The 17,706-nt window shown below is 54.5% G+C and carries 9 protein-coding genes; 1 reads left to right on the forward strand and 8 read right to left on the reverse strand.

Annotation, left to right across the window (positions count from 1 at the left end):
- Nucleotides 1–153 precede the first annotated feature (153 nt).
- From GSQ94_RS01735 to GSQ94_RS01750, 4 genes are all read right to left on the reverse strand, one after another.
- The gene (locus tag GSQ94_RS01735; protein ID WP_158941647.1) at nt 154–1,872 is read right to left on the reverse strand and encodes a CRTAC1 family protein; all 1,719 of its coding nucleotides are present in this window, start codon (nt 1,870–1,872) and stop codon (nt 154–156) included.
- A gap of 380 nt (nt 1,873–2,252) precedes the next feature.
- Nucleotides 2,253–3,974: a CRTAC1 family protein gene (locus tag GSQ94_RS01740; RefSeq protein WP_158941577.1), complete on the reverse strand. Its 1,722-nt coding sequence runs from the start codon at nt 3,972–3,974 to the stop codon at nt 2,253–2,255.
- Nucleotides 3,971–5,860 (reverse strand): CRTAC1 family protein, encoded by a 1,890-nt coding sequence (locus GSQ94_RS01745; RefSeq protein WP_158941578.1) that lies wholly within the window; start codon nt 5,858–5,860, stop codon nt 3,971–3,973. Before GSQ94_RS01745 ends, GSQ94_RS01740 begins: the two co-directional genes overlap by 4 nt.
- 169 nt (nt 5,861–6,029) lie before the next feature.
- Entirely contained in the window at nt 6,030–7,547 is a 1,518-nt protein-coding gene (locus GSQ94_RS01750) for a tetratricopeptide repeat protein (protein ID WP_216842984.1), read from the reverse strand.
- A gap of 983 nt (nt 7,548–8,530) precedes the next feature.
- On the opposite strand from GSQ94_RS01750, the gene GSQ94_RS01755 reads away from it, so the two are divergent.
- A complete protein-coding gene (locus GSQ94_RS01755) occupies nt 8,531–11,050 on the forward strand; it encodes an amylo-alpha-1,6-glucosidase (protein WP_158941580.1) in 2,520 nt (839 codons plus the stop codon).
- Between the two features lie 242 nt (nt 11,051–11,292).
- Here the strand turns inward: GSQ94_RS01755 and GSQ94_RS01760 are convergent, their stop codons facing one another.
- From GSQ94_RS01760 to GSQ94_RS01775, 4 genes are all read right to left on the reverse strand, one after another.
- Complete coding sequence (locus GSQ94_RS01760) at nt 11,293–12,237, reverse strand: aldo/keto reductase (protein ID WP_158941581.1); 945 nt, start codon at nt 12,235–12,237, stop codon at nt 11,293–11,295.
- A gap of 161 nt (nt 12,238–12,398) precedes the next feature.
- Nucleotides 12,399–14,195 carry an alpha-amylase family glycosyl hydrolase gene (locus GSQ94_RS01765; RefSeq protein WP_254063532.1) on the reverse strand — a complete coding sequence of 599 codons (1,797 nt, stop codon included), beginning with the start codon at nt 14,193–14,195 and terminating at the stop codon, nt 12,399–12,401.
- A gap of 26 nt (nt 14,196–14,221) precedes the next feature.
- Nucleotides 14,222–16,054, reverse strand: a complete 1,833-nt coding sequence (locus GSQ94_RS01770; protein WP_254063533.1) for an alpha-glucosidase — start codon at nt 16,052–16,054, stop codon at nt 14,222–14,224.
- 145 nt (nt 16,055–16,199) lie between these two features.
- Nucleotides 16,200–17,405: a substrate-binding domain-containing protein gene (locus GSQ94_RS01775; protein WP_158941583.1), complete on the reverse strand. Its 1,206-nt coding sequence runs from the start codon at nt 17,403–17,405 to the stop codon at nt 16,200–16,202.
- Nucleotides 17,406–17,706 lie beyond the last annotated feature (301 nt).

Consider the following 17,706-nt stretch of genomic DNA (forward strand, 5'->3'; position numbering starts at 1 on the left):
GCATTCGAGGTTGGCCTCGTGAATGTGTTTCAAGATACCATCTCCAATGGACTTAGTTGTTTGCGAAAATCTTGAATTGCTTTGAAAACTAGATGCACGCGACCGGTCATCGACGATCAATCGATGATTATGATTCGAGCTACGGATTTCGAGCTATATCCTTCCCCCTTTACCTTCCGTCAGTGTAAGGATCTGGTCTACTTTTGTGACTGTAAATTTTTCTTTTGCCCCGCTGGGCCAGTGAACTTCAATCGATTCGATAGTGGAGGCTTCGCCTAAACCGAAGTGAACACGCGGGTCATGCGTGGAGGCAAAGCTCCCCCCAGAGATCACGTCGCCGCGCTGTGTCTTACCACCTGCGCGGAGATAGACCGTTGAGCCGGTAGCATCTCTAGGGCTCTTTGGTCCGCCCACTAATTTGAGTTCTATCCAGTGATGATTATCCGTTGAAACATTGCGGAGCAATCCGGGATGACCGTCTAAGGCATTGATGACCACATCCAGTTTGCCGTCATTAAAAAGGTCTCCGATAGCCAAGCCCCGGCCAACGTAAAGAGTCGCCAACGCGGTATCTTCGACTGCAGGCTCAAGGTCAAACTTTTTCCCTGCAACATTTCGGAATAGCAACGGGCGTTGCGCCCAGGTAGTGCCCCACGTTGTATGGTCGACCTCTGGATAAACGTGGCCATTGGCTATGATCAGATCTTTCCAGCCGTCATTGTCGAAATCTAGAAAGGCTGTTCCCCAACCGAGAAATGGAATTGTAGGCTCTGCGATGCCCAATTGGTAGCTAACATCGGTGAAGTTTGCATCTCCATCATTCCGATAGAGCGGGTTGTAGTCGTCGGAAAAAGTGGTGTTGTAAAGATCGAGGAGGCCATTGTTCTTATAGTCTCCAAACGCGATTCCCATCGATGCGGTTTCGCGGCCATTTTCATTAAGAGCATATCCAGAGGCGTAGCTGGCATCCTCGAATGTTCCATTACCCTTGTTGAGGTAAAGATAGTTTGGCGTTGAATCGTTTGCGACAAGAAGATCTGGTTTCCCGTCGTTATTGACATCAACGAAGGCAGAAGCTAGTCCGTAGTAACCATTCTTGTCAGAGACCCCCGCTTTTTCGCTAACATCAGTAAAGGTGCCGTCGCCGTTGTTATGAAATAGATGGTCTGGTTCGCCCTTGAGACCTCGCGGACCGCACATAACTCTTTCGCCGCGAAACTGGCAAAAGTTAGTAGAGACACCTTTGCTGTCGGCCCCTGGCTCATTTGTGATGTCATAGTGGACGTACCCAGGAACGAAGAGATCAAGTCGGCCATCGCCATCGTAGTCTCCCCAGGTAGCTCCGGTTGACCAGTTTCCAAGAGTCACTCCGGCTTTCTCCGCAACATCAGTAAAAGTTCCGTCATGGTTGTTGTGATACAGCCGATTTTTGCCGAAGTTTGAGACGAAGATGTCCGGCCACCCATCATTGTCATAGTCAGCCACAGCCGCTCCGATGCCCCAGCGGTCGTTGGTAACGTGAGCTTTCTCTGCAACATCGGTGAAGGTGCCGTCGTGGTTATTGTGAAACAGGGCGGCATGAGGTGGCGTTTTCTTACCACTCATGGCGTCATAGGTTGAGCCGTTGACGAGATAAATGTCCAGCCAGCCATCGTTGTCGTAATCGATGAGTCCTACCCCTGAGCCGTTTGTTTCGATGATGAATTTTTTTTCAGGAGTTCCCATAGTGTGAGTCCAAGAGGTCAGGCCGGCTTTCTTGGCGATGTCTAGAAAGAAGGCCGGTCCGTTCTTAACGAAACCGCCAGCGGTAATGGCTCTTTTCTCTTCATCTAGAACTGCGGCATGAGCACCACCAGTGTTTGTTCCTCCCATGCCTGTTTCCTGGCTGCTCTGGGAGGTGGGGACGACCTGTGAACCTTTGAATCGGGAGGTCAGCACGCTGGATTGCGCGAAGGATTCCTTTCCGTGCAAAGAAATTGTCGTACAGAGAGCAAGAATGATGAAAGGTAAACTCTCATGCAAACGATGATGAATAGTCACAAGCATCTATTTATGTTCCCCAGCTTCCATTGATCAGGTACAACAAATCCTAACCCTATCCATAGATTTGATCGATAGGTGCAGGAGATACCCTGCTTCCCCTATAAAGTAAATTTCTAAACTAACAGCATGGTAGCAATTGGCAGGCTAGTACCTGTCTTGCTCCGATGCTGTTGGAAATAATCCGTACAAGCGTGAAACTCAGCGGCTAGTCAATTGTGTCCTGTTCCCTCGGTGAACTCTATAATGCGATCGATTTGAGCAGGGGGATCGAAGAGTTCCGTCTGACCATTCGGCCAACGTATCTGGATGCTTGTAACGTGCGTCTCCTGGCCAAGACCGAAGTGCAGACGAAGATCACTGGAAGAGTTATAGCTTGAGCCGCCGCGGACCTCATCAACCCAGAGGCGTTTTGCCGATTTCAAGATGACGCGAGCGCCGATCGCATCGTGGTTGGAGGAAGTGCCGGTGAGATGCAGACCAACCCAGTGATTTTGATTTTTTGCAAAATTTACAAGGAGCATCGGCCTATCACTTAGATTGTTGACAACTGCTTCGAGACGACCGTCGTTGAAGAGATCCGCGATCGCCAGACCGCGACTGGAGCGTGGATCGACGAGACCAGGTCCGGAGGTTTTGCTGACATCGCGAAATTTTCCGTTGCCGAGATTGTTGTAAAGAAACCGGGGCTCGCGGTAGGAGGAGCCAAGTTTGGCCGAATCAACCTCTGGGTAGACGTGGCCGTTTACAACGAGAAGATCGGGCCACCCATCATTATCAACATCAGCAAACATGGCTCCCCAGCCGAGAGCATCAGCATTAATTCCCAGCCCTGCGGCGAAGGTCGTGTCCGTATAAGTGCCGTCACCATTGTTATGGTAAAGGGTGGCAGTATCATCCGAAAAGTTGGTCTTGAAAAGGTCGAGTCTGCCATCACCATCGTAGTCTGCAGCAGTAGAACCCATCCCGGCTTGTTCCCGGCCATCTTCGTTGAAGGCTACACCCGCTTCTGCGGCTGTATCTTTAAAAGTTCCGTCATGATTGTTCCGATAAAGTATCGCTGGGGTTGAGTCGCAGGCGACGTAGAGATCGGGCCAGCCGTCGTCGTCGTAGTCCAGCGTAGTAATGGAGAAGCAGTAGTGTCCTTGTGTTCGCTCGAATCCGCTGGGCTTGCTGACGTCTTCAAATCTTCCTCCACCGAGGTTGTGGTACAGAATGTTTGGCGCGCTCTCAAGGCCTCGTGGGCCACACATAACGGGAACCCCCTTCCAAATACAGCCTGATGTCTGACCGGGAGTCGGTGTACGAGTTAGGTCAAAGTGAACATAATTTGCAACAGCAAGGTCCAACTTGCCGTCACGGTCGTAATCAACGAAGGCGCAACCGGTGCCCCACTCTTTACCGGTCCCTACAACACCCGCTTGGTCTGCCACTTCCTTGAAAGTACCGTTGCGCTGGTTGTGAAAGAGGCGATTCTTGCCATAACCAGTGACATAAATATCATCGAATCCATCGTTGTCGTAATCCCCGACGCAGGCACCCTGACCCCATCCGGTGGAGACCAGACCTGCTTTCGCCGTGACATCGGTGAAAGTGCCATCGTGGTTGTTATGAAAGAGGTGATTCGTTGGTTTAGCTTGACCAGTTACTGCGGTCGTGCCCGGAAGGTTGGTGCCGTTGACGAGGAATATATCAGGCCATCCGTCGCGATCATAGTCGAGAATTGCGACGCCCGAGCCTGTGGCTTCGATGATGTAGCGTTTGGCCTCGATACTTCCGTTGACGTCGCGAATTGTGATTCCAGCTTTTTTAGCGACATCGGCGAACCACGCGGGAGGAGGATGATCGCTCGTTGCAGGATAAGGCTGTTGGCCGAAAGACGCCCCTGCAAAAAGTAAGGTGTTGAATATCAGGAGTAGAAGGAAAGACTTCATGGTTTTGCAGCCGACGATGGACTTCCCACTGTGTTTCTGGGTGATGATGGCCCCATCGCTACGATCTTCAGAATTTTTCCACCTTCTTGAATGACATAAAGATGATTTGCTGCAAGGTCTGTTAGACGATCCGTTGCGCCAGACGGCCACTTGATCTCAACAGAATCTGCCTTTACTGAATGGTCGAGACCAAAGTGGATGCGGAGATCGTTCTGTGAATAGTAGCTGCCACCGCTGCGGACCTCGTCAATCTGGATAAAAGGTTTAGTGTCTTGGGATGACCCCGTTATGACGCTGATCTTTGCGCCTATACCGGAACGATTGGATTTCGTGCCGACCGTGCGAATCTTGATCCAATTCCTACCGGTCGTGGATTCGCATCGAAGCAGTTGTGGAAGGCTATTGATGCAGTTGACGACTACATCAAGCACGCCGTCGTTATCATAGTCACCGAAGGCGCAACCACGACCTGCAGCGGGTGCTGTGATGCCGGGACCGCCACGATCAGTCACTTCTTCAAACTGCCCGTTACGCAGGTTGCGATAGAGATATTTGTGCTGCGCGTAAGGCGCGTCAACGTCGGTTCCGTCAACTTCCGGATAGACGTGGCCGTTGCATATGAAGATGTCAGGCCAACCATCGTTATCCATATCGAAGAAGCCGACTCCCCAGCCAAGATAACGGGTATTAACGCCTAATCCAGACATGTAGGTATGGTCGTCGAAGTTTCCATCGCCGAGGTTTACGTAAAGCGAATCAGTGTCGCCTGCGAAGTTTGTCTTGACGATATCGAACCGGCCATCGCGATTGAAATCGCCAATAGACACGCCCATCCCCGCTTGCGGCTTGCCGTCCGGAGAGTAGGCAATACCAGCCTCAATCGCCATATCTCTGAAGGTGCCGTCTTTCTGGTTCTGGTAGAAAGTGGCCGCAGTAGAGTCATTAGCAACATAGATATCAGGCCATCCATCACCGTCGATATCCGAGACAGCTACTGACAGCCCGTAGGTGCCGACCGTCTCCCACATACCTGCTTTTTGGGAGACATCAGTAAACGTGCCATCACCATTGTTGTGATACAGAATGTTCTTCCCACCTTGCAGTCCAGGAGGACCACATGCAACCTGGATACCTTTGTAGCTGCAACCTGCAGCCTCCGGCAGTGGAGCTGTCTTGATATCGAAGTCGATGTAGTTGGCCACAAACAGATCGAGGTGACCATCGCGGTCGTAGTCGAGGAAAGCACAACCGGAATTCCATCGCTTCTTTGATTGAAGCAGACCGGATTTTTCCGTAACGTCGGTGAAGGTGCCGTTGCCGTTGTTACGATAGAGAGCGTTTTGTCCGTAGTAGCTGACGAATAGATCGTCCCAGCCATCGTTGTTATAGTCACCGACACAGCAGCCCTGACCCCATCCCGCGCGGCCGAGTCCAGACTTGAGAGTTACATCCGTGAAGGTGCCATCGCGATTGTTCTTGAAGAGACGCGAAATAGGCTCCTGGCCTTTTGGGAAACCCTCAAGCCGGCTGCCGTTAACGAGGAAGATGTCTATCCAATCATCGTGATCGTAGTCGTAAAAGGCTACGCCACAGCCCGTTGTCTCAAGCAGGTATCGATTCTTGTGTTCGCCCCCGTAGAGTGTCTTTGCATTCAAACCCGCCTGCCGGGCCACATCAACAAAACTGACGCCGAGGGGAGTACCCGCAACCGGGGAGGGAAGTCTTTTTGATGCCGGATGAGGCACTGCGTCATAGGTGGGGCGTGATCCCATCTGTTGAACTGGTGGGGGATTCTGAGGGCTCGCCAGAGCTAGAACGTCATCGAGCGTAAGCACCAGAGCCGTTGTAGAAAGCGAGGTCAGGAAGCTTCGGCGAGACCAACTCAAAAGAACACTCCTTCAGACTACAGCCGGCACCGGCAATTAGAGCTCTCTTCGACGTGGTTATTGTAATTACAAATTTCAGTATGCAGTAAAAGCGTCTCTCTAGGAGAGATCAAATCTCTTAGGCGGTCATCCCTCCACAGTTGTAAATAGTTTCATATTGGATGGCCGACTATTGGTGAGCGGTGGAATGATCAGCTGGAACAGCGTTATTGAGAAGTTTATTGGCCTTCTGACGTTCTATGGCAGCATCTGCGCTTAGTCCCTGCTTCTCCAGAGCATCCGCCAATGCGGAATGTGCCTCTCCATAGTTTGGATCGGCCTCGACAGCGGACTGTAGCTGAGCAACCGCTTTCGGAATCTGACCTTGTTTAAGAAGAGCCTTACCGCTATCGAGCGCAAAGTTAGCACGCTGGCGGCTGACTGCGATGCGGCTGAGGGATGCAGCTTTTTTGCGTTCGGCTGCTGCGCCCTCCGTGTCTCCCTGCTGGCTGAGAATTGCGGCAAGACTAATATGTGGACTGGGTTGATTGGGTAACAAGTCGATCGCACGTCGTAGAGCGGCGACCGCTTTTTGCGGATCGTTAGTATCTTTATAAACGTTTCCAAGGAGGGCCCAGGCGTCTCCGTTGTCAGGGCGCAGCGCTAGTGCCTTCTCCAATTCAACTTGAGAGTCCGCAAAACGCCCTAGTTGAAGGTAAAGAACGCCTAGAGTGTAGGGAGGGTCGGGCAACTTTGGATCTAGGTATTCTGCACGCTCGAATTCAGTCATCGCTTCGGTCGGATTGTCCTTCAGCTTCAACGCTAATCCAAGATCGTAATGAAGATGAGAGTTGTCAGGTTCGACGAGCAGACCCGCGCGAAACTGTTCGATGGCGTGATTGAGATCGCTTTGCTGAAGGTAGGCGACTCCTAAGTTCTGGCGCAAAGTAGCACTGTGCCCATCCAGTGTAAGGGCACGAAGGTAGAAGGTAATTGCACCCTTTGCGTCGCCCGTCTGTACAAAGGCCAGCCCTAAGTTAGTGAGAGCGGAAGAGTCTTGAGGACGAGACGCTACTACTTGTTCAAACAAAGGTAAAGCCTCTCGAGGATTGTCATTTGCCTGCAAAGTAAGGGCTAATTCGTATTTTGCATCCGTGGATGCAGGGGAAATCGTCATCGCATGGCGCAACACAACGAGCGACATGTCTCCTTGATCGTTTGCGCGAAGGGCGCGGCCAAGCTGTAACAAATAATCAACGTTTTCTCGAGCGAGGTCATTCGCTTTGGTGAATTCGGTGACGGCACTCGCAGGGTCGCCCTGGTTCAACAAGACTGAACCCATATGATAATGCGCAACGGCTAGCGAGGGATCGATCGAAAGGGCATGTTGGAATTCAATTGCGGCTTCACTATAGTGCTGCTGGTGTGCAAGCAGTGTCCCTAGGCTATCGTGCAGGGTTGCGTTATCAGGGGCGCCGGTGAGAGCCGTCTCCAACTGCTTTTGTGCAATGGCAGGTTCTCCGGTTGCAGTAAGAGCTACGGCGTAAGCAATGGAAGCTGGCGCTGTGAAAACTTGAGACGGGGTACTTTTTTCCTTGTCGAACTGCTGAAACATCTCAACCGATTTGGCATACTCTTGGAGTTGGGAGTAGACAATCCCAAGATTGAGGATTGCTTCAGGATCTTGAGGAGTAAGTTTATGGGCCAACTCGAGCTGATCGGCAGCAGACGCAAGTTCGCCCTCCGCTAGCAGTACGGTACCGAACGCGCTATGGCCAGCAGCAACCTCGGGAGCTATTTGCACAAGCTTTGCAAACTGCCTATGTGCGGAGGGTAAGTCGTTGTTCAGATAGGCCGCAGACCCAGCCCGGAATGTTTCCTCCGCCTCTTTCAGCCTATCGGCTGAGGCCTTCGACGATGAGGCAGCTTGGGACTGTGCCATACGAGTCGTGATCGCCAAGAGGCAAAACAGCAGAAGCGAGCGTGTTTGAAAGAGTTGCATTTGAGCCCGATTGTAATCATGGATGGACTAGGGACGTGGTGCTTGTCACCGGTATGGACTGCGTGAACTCTACATAGTCACGGCCAACGTAGAGGCGGTACGCGGTCCCACTAGGGGCCGCCAGGACTTGCAGAGGTGTCGGTCGGCGGAGAGAGGGATCTTTGGACGAGTGTGCAGAGAAGAGGTCGTGACCTCCGATATCCATAACGACGAATGTACCGCCAGACACAAATCCGCAGCCGTAGGCGCCAGGTTCGAGCCGGTGTCCTTGCATATTGATTGGAGTTTCAGTGATGAGATAGGCCTGATATTTTTCCTGCACTGAACTTGAGTATCCAGCGGTATCCACCAAGGTGACGAGAAAAAGCGCGTCCTTTGCAAACTGTACGCCACCTGAGTTTCTGGACTGAATTGGCGCGCTTTGGCCGCGGAAAAAGACTGTTCCAGGAAGGAAAGTTGCCGCTTCTGACGCAGTCAAAAGCTTTGACCGGGTGACTGTCGCTAGATCATTCCGTGGCACAGCGAACACTACCGGAGCCACACTGGAGGCAAAAACCCCGACAGCAATTAGCAGCAGGAAGCGCAATGATTTACATAACATGATCGACCTCTTATCAGTCGCATCCTACTTTGTTCTAAGAGAACACTGCAACATGTAGACTGGTGATCTTTTGGAGAGGACGACCCTTATGAGGACTGCTTTGTCTTTGGCTTTAATGCTGGGCGGGATCGCAAACGCACAGACGGGCAGTTTGCGACCGGTTGATGCGTTCCCAATTAGAGAAGATGGCATCACGATTCGACGCCATGTTGAAGCAGGAAAGCCATTCACGGTTGCAGGAACGCGTGGCGCCATGCCGGGACAGCAGGAGGGTACCTTAGAAGCTTGGGTGTTGCCGGTAAAGCTGTTGAGCCACCTCTCCATTCGAGCCGACGTAGAAGGGTACTCTGTGCCAATCGATCTGAACGCGGATGCTGCTGAGATCGAGGTTTCTCCTGATCACACGACCATCACGTATTCACACATCGCGTTCACGGTAAGGCAGATCATGTTTGCACCAGACGATACGGAGGATGGTACCGGTGCGGTGGTGCTATTTCAGATCGATTCGACGCGGCCAATGGATCTGACCTTCAGTTTTACGCCGGAGATGAGGCCGATGTGGCCACAGCGTAGCCAGGGGGTGCCGTCGGCGGAGTGGGTGAAGCAGCAGGAAGGTGGGTTCTATGTACTTCATACCGACTTCCCCAACCTGGCGGGAGCTGTGGCGATACCGACTGCACAGCCGGGGATTCTGGCTCCGTACCAGGAGAAGCCAAAGTTCTATCCGCTGGAACTGAAGTTGCACTACGGCCCTAAGCGGGATACGAATCGCTACTTTCCCCTCTTGATGGCGATGGGTAGCACGCTTGAGACTGCAACCAATGCAACGCTCCAAGGGAAGCTGGAGCGGCTGAATGCGGAGTTGCCGCAGATCTATGCGAAGCACGCGGAGCGATACCGGCAGATGAAGGATCGTGTCACTGCGATTCGCACTCCGGATGTTGGGTTGAGCGAGGACTTCGATTGGGCCGCGATGTCGATTGAGCAGTTGAGGGCGAAGGCGCAACCCAGTGGGGAGATTGGCTTGGTTGCTGGATATTACTCGTCGGGCGATTCAGCGCGGCCTGGATTTGGCTGGTACTTTGGGCGCGACAGCTTGTACACGCTCTATGCGGTGAATGGGTTTGGCGACTTCGGACTGAGTCGCGCAGAGCTTGAGTTCCTGATGAAAAGGCAGCGTGATGACGGCAAGATCATGCACGAATATCCGCAGACTGCTGCCTCTTTTGAATGGAAGGATTTCTCTTACGCTTATGCGGCTGCGGATTCAACGCCACTGTTTTTGACCGCGATGCTGGACTACGTTCGGAGCAGTGGTGATGTTGATTTCCTCCGGAGGCATCGAGAGATCGTTGAAAAAGCCTGGCACTTTGAGACGACTCATGACACCGATGGCGATGGGATTTACGACAACTCCCAGGGCACCGGCTGGGTGGAGAGTTGGCCAAGTGGGATGCCGCATCAGGAGATTTACCTTGCGCTGCTGGATCAGCAGGCTTCGGTTGCGATGTTGAAGCTGGCTGGGTTGCTGGAGGATAAAGCTACGGCTGATGCAGCCAGCGTCCGTGCTGCGGACTTGGCGAAGAAGATTGAGGCTGAGTATTACGATTCGTCTCGTCAGGAGTATACCTTCAGCCGGAATACCGATGGGACGCTCGATCGTACGGCTACGGTTTATCCGGCGATTGCGTGGTGGAATGGTGGTGACGGGCTGGCTCATTCGGCCGCCAGCTTTCGGCGGTGGGCCTCGCATGATTTTTCTACCGACTGGGGGCTTCGCGATGTTGCGGAGAGCGATCCTTTTTATGATCCGATCAGTTATCACCAAGGGTCGGTCTGGCCTTTGTTTACGGGGTGGGCGTCGGTGGCGGAGTATCGTGCGGGACATCCGCTAGCTGGGTATGCGCACTTGATGCAGAACGCGGATCTGACTACGGCGCAGGATCTTGGTGCGGTGACGGAGCTGCTTTCAGGTGCCTTCTTCCAGCCTTTCGGGAGGAGTACAAGTCATCAGCTGTGGTCTTCGGCGATGGTGATTACCCCGGCGTTGTGGGGGCTGTTTGGTATCGATGTGGATGGGCTCTCCAGTTCCATCACACTTGATCCGCATCTACCTGCGGATTGGGATCATGCTGCGGTGGACAGGCTTCATGTTGGGGCTTCGGTTTGCTCGCTGGAGTACCAACGTGAGGGGCGTGGCCTTGTCGTAAGGGTTAAGACTCTTTCGGGGCCTGTCGTCCGGTTGGCGAGTGGGGTCAAAGGTGCGCTAAGTATGGGTGATGGATCGTCGATTGTTTTTGCGTTGCCGCCGGTCGAGGTTGCGGTACCGCATGGGTTGCCGCTACCGGGCGCTCGAACTGCGCAGATGAAGGTGTTGGGCGAGACCGTCGATGGGCACTCGTTGAAGCTGGAGCTGGAGGCTGAGGCTGGTTCGGTTGTTGAGCTTACGGTTCGCCGGAACGTGGCGAGGCTTAATCTTCATGTTGATGGCGGGACGATCTCCGCTGCGACCAGTGGCCGTGAAGGTAGCGGCCTGGATCAGTTGATGGTGAAGTTCGCGGAGGGAATGGGCTATCAGGGCCAGGTTGTCACCCTTCGCTGGTAGGGGTGCCCCCGCGGTTTAGGTGGTTTTGGGGCTTGACAGGTTTTTAGGTTGGTTGAGGAGTCAGAGGCCGATTGGCCGCGATTTCACCTGATTCTAGAGGCCTCCCTAGGACAAATGCGCAGCACGGCCAGGCAAGTTCCATTGCGGGTCGTGTTTGCATCACCGATTGCTGACGCGTGCCGGTACACGTTCAGCGCTTCCCGTATTTCCTCTTGTGTCGAATACTCCGATTGCTGTTCGGCTTATGTTGATCGAACTCGCGGAATAAAGCCCGGGACACCGGTAGTTGTTACATCGTTAAGCCTCTGTCTCGTCTGAATTCGATTGATCTCATCAAACGCGTCTTGCGGGAGTGGGGAGATGTTGAAGTTCTCTTTCGCGCGAGCCTCGGTCCTGGTCTTGACGAGCGTAGCGGTGCCACGCTGTACCGCCCAAGCCAGCAGAACTTGTGCCGGCGTCTGTCCAACTCGTGAGGCGATTGCCGTAATGACCGGATCTTCGAGTGGTCCCGCGTTCATTCCGTGACCCAATGGAGCACCAACCAAAAACGCAACGCCTTTTTCCTTGCAGAACTTGATGTATTCCGTTTCTGGAAGATACGGATGCGACTCGACCTGGACAACGGCTGGTTTGATTCTCGCCGCTTCGTAGAGAGGTAGCAGACCGTCCATAGTGATGTCGGACAATCCGATGGCCCGGCACCTACCCTGGTCCACAAGATTCTCCATCGCCCTCCAGGTTTCGAGCAAAGTCACGCCATCGTCGTAAAGGATATTGCCATTTTGATCTCGCGGGTCCTGATCGTCGCCAGGTTGAAATGCAAATGGAGTATGAATGAGGTAGAGATCCAGATAGTTGAGCCTGAGTTTGTCCAGACTTGCATCGAAGGCCGGCTTCACGCGCTCTGGCCTGTGATTGGTGTTCCACAGTTTTGTGGTAACGAAGATGTCCTCGCGCGATATTCCTTCGGCGGCGAGTCCTGCCTGCAACGCGTCGCCTACCTCACGCTCGTTCCGGTATCGTTCCGCACAATCGATGTGTCGAAATCCGGCTTCAAGCGCGTATCTGGTGGCGTTCGTTGTCGCGGGTGTATCTGGAATCAGGGTGCCAAAGCCAAGCACCGGCATCTGGCCGCCTCCGTAGCTGAGCGGCATTCTCATCGTACGAAAATCAGAAGGCTCATTCATGGGACACCTCTGCGTCATTTTGCGTATTGAATCATTGACCAGATTTGAAAATTAGATGTAGAGACATCAGAAATAGACACCAACAAAATTACCTGTTGCACGCATTAAGACAAGCAGCCGCCGTAGATGCGCTCGTCTATCCACATCGCGAGACAAGACGGTTACTGGACCTCGGCGACCCAGGTGGCGTAGGGGGCGAGGGTGATTGGTTTGGCGAGAGGGGCGTGGGTGAGGGCGGGGTCGTTGGTTTCGAGTGTTTTAGTTGTGCCCTTGTTGAGGCCTAGTGCGGTGTAGTCGTACTTTAGGGTCTGGGGCTTATTGGAGAAGTTGAGGGCTACGAGGACTGAGGGTTTGCCTGCTGGGCCTTTGCGAAGGTAGGAGACTACATTTTCGTTTGGGTTGAGCATCTGCATGCTGCCTTCGTAGAGGGCAGGGTTGACGCGGCGGAGCTCGATGAGGCGCTTGTACCAGTTGAGCATCGATTCGCGGTCGGGAGACTCGACGGCGACGTTGACAGTCTTGTAGTCGGACGCAACGGGAAGCCAGGTGGTGTTGGAGGTGCTGAAGCCTGCGTTCTTCGACGTGTCCCACTGCATGGGGGTGCGTTCGCCGTCGCGGCCTTTTTGCTTTGGCCAGCCGGTGATGCCTTCGGGGTCTCTGACGTCTTCGATGCGCGTGGGGGTTGTGGTGACCATGCCGATCTCATCGCCGTAGTACATCTGCGGCGTGGTGCGCGAAGTCAGTAGCAGGGCAGCCATCATGCGGGCGATACGTGCCTTCATAGCCGGGTCATCGACAACGATGCTGTAGCGGTCCCAGATGCGGTCCTGATCATGGTTGCCGAAGAAGAAGTAAGGCTGACCGTGGGCCGGATTGTTTTCGACTTCGTCAAGGAGCTTGCGAAACTTGGGAGCGTTGAGCTCGTTGACGTCGGCTACCTGAAAGTCCATCGGGAGCTGGACCTCGTCGTTGTTCGCGCCGTACATCTTGGCAAGCTCGAAGATGTTGGGCTCGTCGGCTTCGCTGATGAGGACGGGGTTGCCGGGGTACTCGTCGACGACTTTGCGCATCTCGCGCAGCATGTCGTGAACCTCGGGCAGGTTGTCGGTGTATTTGTGGATGATGTTGGGGTCGCCGAAGGCGTTGAGGCCGGGTTGAATGGGGTCGTCGTGGAGGTTGGGGTCTTCGAAGAGGCGTGAGACTGCATCAATGCGGAAGCCGTTGACGCCTTTGTTCATCCAGAAGCGGAGGACGTCCATCATGGCCTTCACGACTTCAGGGTTGCGCCAGTTGAGGTCGGGTTGCTGAACGTAGAAGTGATGGTAGTAGAACTGCTTCGTTGTGGCGTCCCACTCCCACGCGGAGTGACCGAACCAGCTCTGCCAGTTGTTTGGCGGGATGGGCTTGCCGTCGGCGGTGTAGCCCCTGGGGTCGTGCCAGATGTACCAGTCGCGCTTGGGATTGTCGCGGGAGGAGCGTGACGCTTTGAACCACGCGCTCTGGTCGGAGGTGTGGTTGGGGACGTAGTCCATGATGACGCGGATGTTGCGACGCTTAGCCTCCGCGGTCATGTGCTCGAAGTCGGCCATGGTGCCGTACTGGGGATCGATGGCTGTGTAGTCGGCGATGTCGTAGCCGAAGTCGATCTGGGGCGAAGGATACATGGGCGTGATCCAGATGGCATCGACGCCGAGTTGCTTGATGTAGTCGAGGCGCGAGGTGATGCCTTTGATGTCGCCGATGCCGTCGCCGTCGGTGTCCTGAAAGCTGCGTGGGTAGATCTCATAGATGACGCCGTGCTTCCACCAAGGATCGGTGGCGGTGTTCTTCTGATCGGCTGCAGGCGGAACCTGGGTTGCAGTCTGCGCGAACGCGCTCGGCAAGAAGCTACCGAGCGCGAGGGCTGCGCAGAGGACGTGGTTCGTCAGGGCTGAGGTGAGAAACCGCTTTTCGTTCACGAGCGTCCTCTTCTTTACGACTGTTGTTATTTGATGGACCCGATCCATGACGCGTACGGCGGCAGGGTTATCTTTTGCAGGCTGGTTGTTTCTTGAAGCGAAGGCGCGTCGGTGAGAAGCGTGGTGACTGTGCTGCCGGAGACGTTCGCCTGCTTGGGCTCGAGTGAGACTGTCTGGGGCTGCGCAGTGAAGTTCATGGCGACGACGACGGCGGGATTGCCGGCGACTCCCTCGCGAACGTAGGAGAGAACGGAGGGGTTGGTGTCGTCGATCATGACCTGCTTTCCATCGCGGAGGGTGGGGTCATTTCTGCGCATCGCGATGAGCTTCTTGTGCCAGTTGAGGAGGGAGTTGGGGTCGGCTTCTTCTGTCTTGACGTTGACCGTCTTGTAGTCGGGTGCGACAGGGAGCCACGTCTTGGCAGCGTCGCTGAAACCGGCATCCTTCGAGCTGTCCCACTGCATGGGAGTGCGTTCGCCGTCGCGGCCTTTTTCCTTGGGCCAGCCGGTGATGCCGATGGGATCTTTGACGTCTTCGCGGCGAGTGGGCGTGGTGGTGACCATGCCGAGCTCTTCCCCTTCCCACATGAGAGCGGTGGAGCGGGTGGTGAAGAGAATGGTGGCGAGGATGCGAGCGATCTGCTGGTTGTGAACGCCGTCTCCGTAACGATCCCAGGAGCGGACGTTGTCGTGGTTGTCGAAGACAAAGAGAGGCTGCGAGCCGTAGAGCTGAGTCTCGGCTTCGTTGATGAACTTGCGAAAGCTCGAAGCGTCGAGCTTGTCGTGGTCGCCGTGGAATCCGAGGAGCATGTCCATCGGGAGCTGCAACTCGTCGTGCTTCTCGCCGCCGTACCACTCATTGAGCGCGGCGGTGTTGGGGAGATAGGTTTCACCGATGAGGACACGATTGCCGGGATACTTCTCTACCATGGCACGCATGCGACGCATGACGTCGTGGACATCGGGGAGATTGCTGGTGTAGATGTCCTTGAGGTTGGGATCACCCTGAGCGTTGATGCCGCCTGCATCGGGCTCGTCGCGGAGCTGGGTGTCTTCGAAGAGAGTGGGGATGGCATCGAGGCGGAAGCCTGCTACGCCGCGGTCGAGCCAGAAGCGCATGGCGTCGAAGCATGCTTTCTCGACGGCGGGGTTGCGCCAGTTGAGGTCAGGCTGCTGCTTGTAAAACTTGTGATAGTAGAACTGATGGACGGCCGGCACCCACTCCCATGCGGAGCCACCGAAGCCTGAGATCCAGTTGTTGGGCGGGACACGGCCTTCATGCTCGAAGCGTTTTTGATAAGCAGTGACGTTGGGACCGTTTGCGGGAAGGCCGTCGTTCCAGACGTACCAGTCATGCTTGGGGTTGGTGCGGGAGCTGGCGGAGTCGATGAACCACTGGTGTTTGTCTGAGGTGTGATTGAGGACCATGTCGAGGAGGACTCGGATGTTGCGTTGTTTACCCTCCGCGATGAGGTGGTCCATGTCGGCGACAGTACCATACTTGGGATCGACGTTTTCGTAGTCGGAGATGTCGTAGCCGAAGTCAACTTGAGGCGAGGGGTACATGGGCGCGATCCAGATGGCGTCGACGCCGAGGTTCTGGAGGTAGTCAAGGCGCCTAGTGATGCCGTTGAGATCGCCGATGCCGTCGCCGTTGGAGTCCTGATAGCTGCGCGGGTAGATCTCGTAGACGACAGCGTGCTTCCACCAGGGCCCATCGTTTTGGTGCGCGGATTCAGCCGTCTGGCCTAGAGCGTTGCCTGAGAGACATGCGGTGCTGAGAGCCACAAAAGCGAGGGCGGTAAGGTGACGCAGCCAGCCCGAAGAGGATGTGTGGTGATGCTGGTTCTTAGTGGTCAAAAGATGCCTCCAGAAGTCGCAACACTATAGGATTCGCTACGCGGGTGCAAGTGATCGCTAGGGCATTCTACTCGCGGAGCGAGGAACGCTAATATGCTAAGCGAATGGAGGCAGGCGCAGAGAGAAGAAGACTAATCTGCACGCCCTAGCTGAACTTCTGGCCGGGAAGGGGATGGATCCCGCACGAGCGGCGCAGGACGGTCTTTGTCTGAAGCAGGATATCGCGCGCGGGCAGGTCAGGTTTCTCCAGCCGCTGGAGCATCGTTGCCATGGCGATAGCGCCAATGTCGGCGCAGTTTTGATGCTGTGTGGTGAGGGGAACAGGCAAGAGGCCAGCGTACTTCACATCATCGATTCCGACGATACGAATCTCGTCTGGCACGCGAATTCCTCGAGTGGCTAGCCCCTGCATGATCCTGGCCGCGGTGATGTCATTCGCGCAAACGATCGCGTCTGGGTGACAGCCTTTCAGCACCGTCTGGAGGAAATGAGGGTCTTCCGGATCGCCGAGATAGACCAGATCCTGTTGCTGGTGAAGTCCGCGTGCGAAGAGAGCCTCGCGGTAGCCCGCGATTCTTCCGTGTACGGTAGAGGCCGAAAGACGTCGCGCAATAAAGGCGATGCGCCTGGCACCATGTGAGAGAAGATGCTGCGTGATAAGGAAGCCGGCACTACGGTTGTCGATGCCGACGAGATCATACTTTGAACGCAGCGGGTAGGGCGCATAGCATCTATCGAGCAGAACCACTGGAATGCCTGCACGATCGAGCGCCGATGCGATGCGCCTGTTGACGATGTCCTTTTCGGCGGTGAACTCTAATGGTGAGAAGAAGACTCCCGAGACTTTTTGTGCGATGTACTTGTGGCAGAGATGCTCTGCCTCCTTCTCCTGTTGCGACAACTCCCCCATCGAATGACCCCACAACAGAGAGTGAGGTTTTGAGAGAGGGGATCGCATCATGCCATTGCAGATGGGCTCAAAGATTTCAGTTCTGCCCAGATCCGGAATCAACAGACCGAAGACACGATCGGTAGTTGCGATAGGAGCGAGCACGTGAGTGCCCGAGCCGGGATGTCGCGATACAAGGCCCTGCAACTGGAGTTCATGAATCGCTTTCGACACCGTGATTCGAGAGGTGTTGTATTGCTTTCCGAGTTCGCCTTCGCTCGGAAGACGATCTCCCCGGCGAAGGGTGCCTGCTTTGATGGCGGCATGAAGATCCTCGTAGATCTCGCGGTACTTGGGAGTCTTCCTGGAAGGAAGCGCTTTTTCTTCTAGGGTGGAGTGAGTTTTCGACTTGGCCACGCTGGTTGTGTGAGCCTCGCTCCCAAGCGTCTTTTTTCTCCCCATAAAAGTCCTCCAACAACGGTAGCTCGTCAAAATCTATCTGAATGTATAGACAAAGTCGCCCTGCATGCGGATGAGAACTCTGTTCATCAACGACTATGTGGTCAACCTATTGATTGGCTTTTGACTCCAACCTTGTTCTTCAAAATACCTTCCTTTACCAACGTAAGCCGCACATAGAAATAAGCTTATCTTTTTCCTTGCTTTTTGAGAGAGTGTCAAAAAAAGGATGAGGTCTGACCACTTCTACATCTTTGCTTTATGCCGTTACCTCTTGAGGTGTCATTTCTCTAACTATCTGAAA

Source organism: Granulicella sp. S190 (assembly GCF_009766095.1).
GTDB lineage: Bacteria > Acidobacteriota > Terriglobia > Terriglobales > Acidobacteriaceae > Edaphobacter.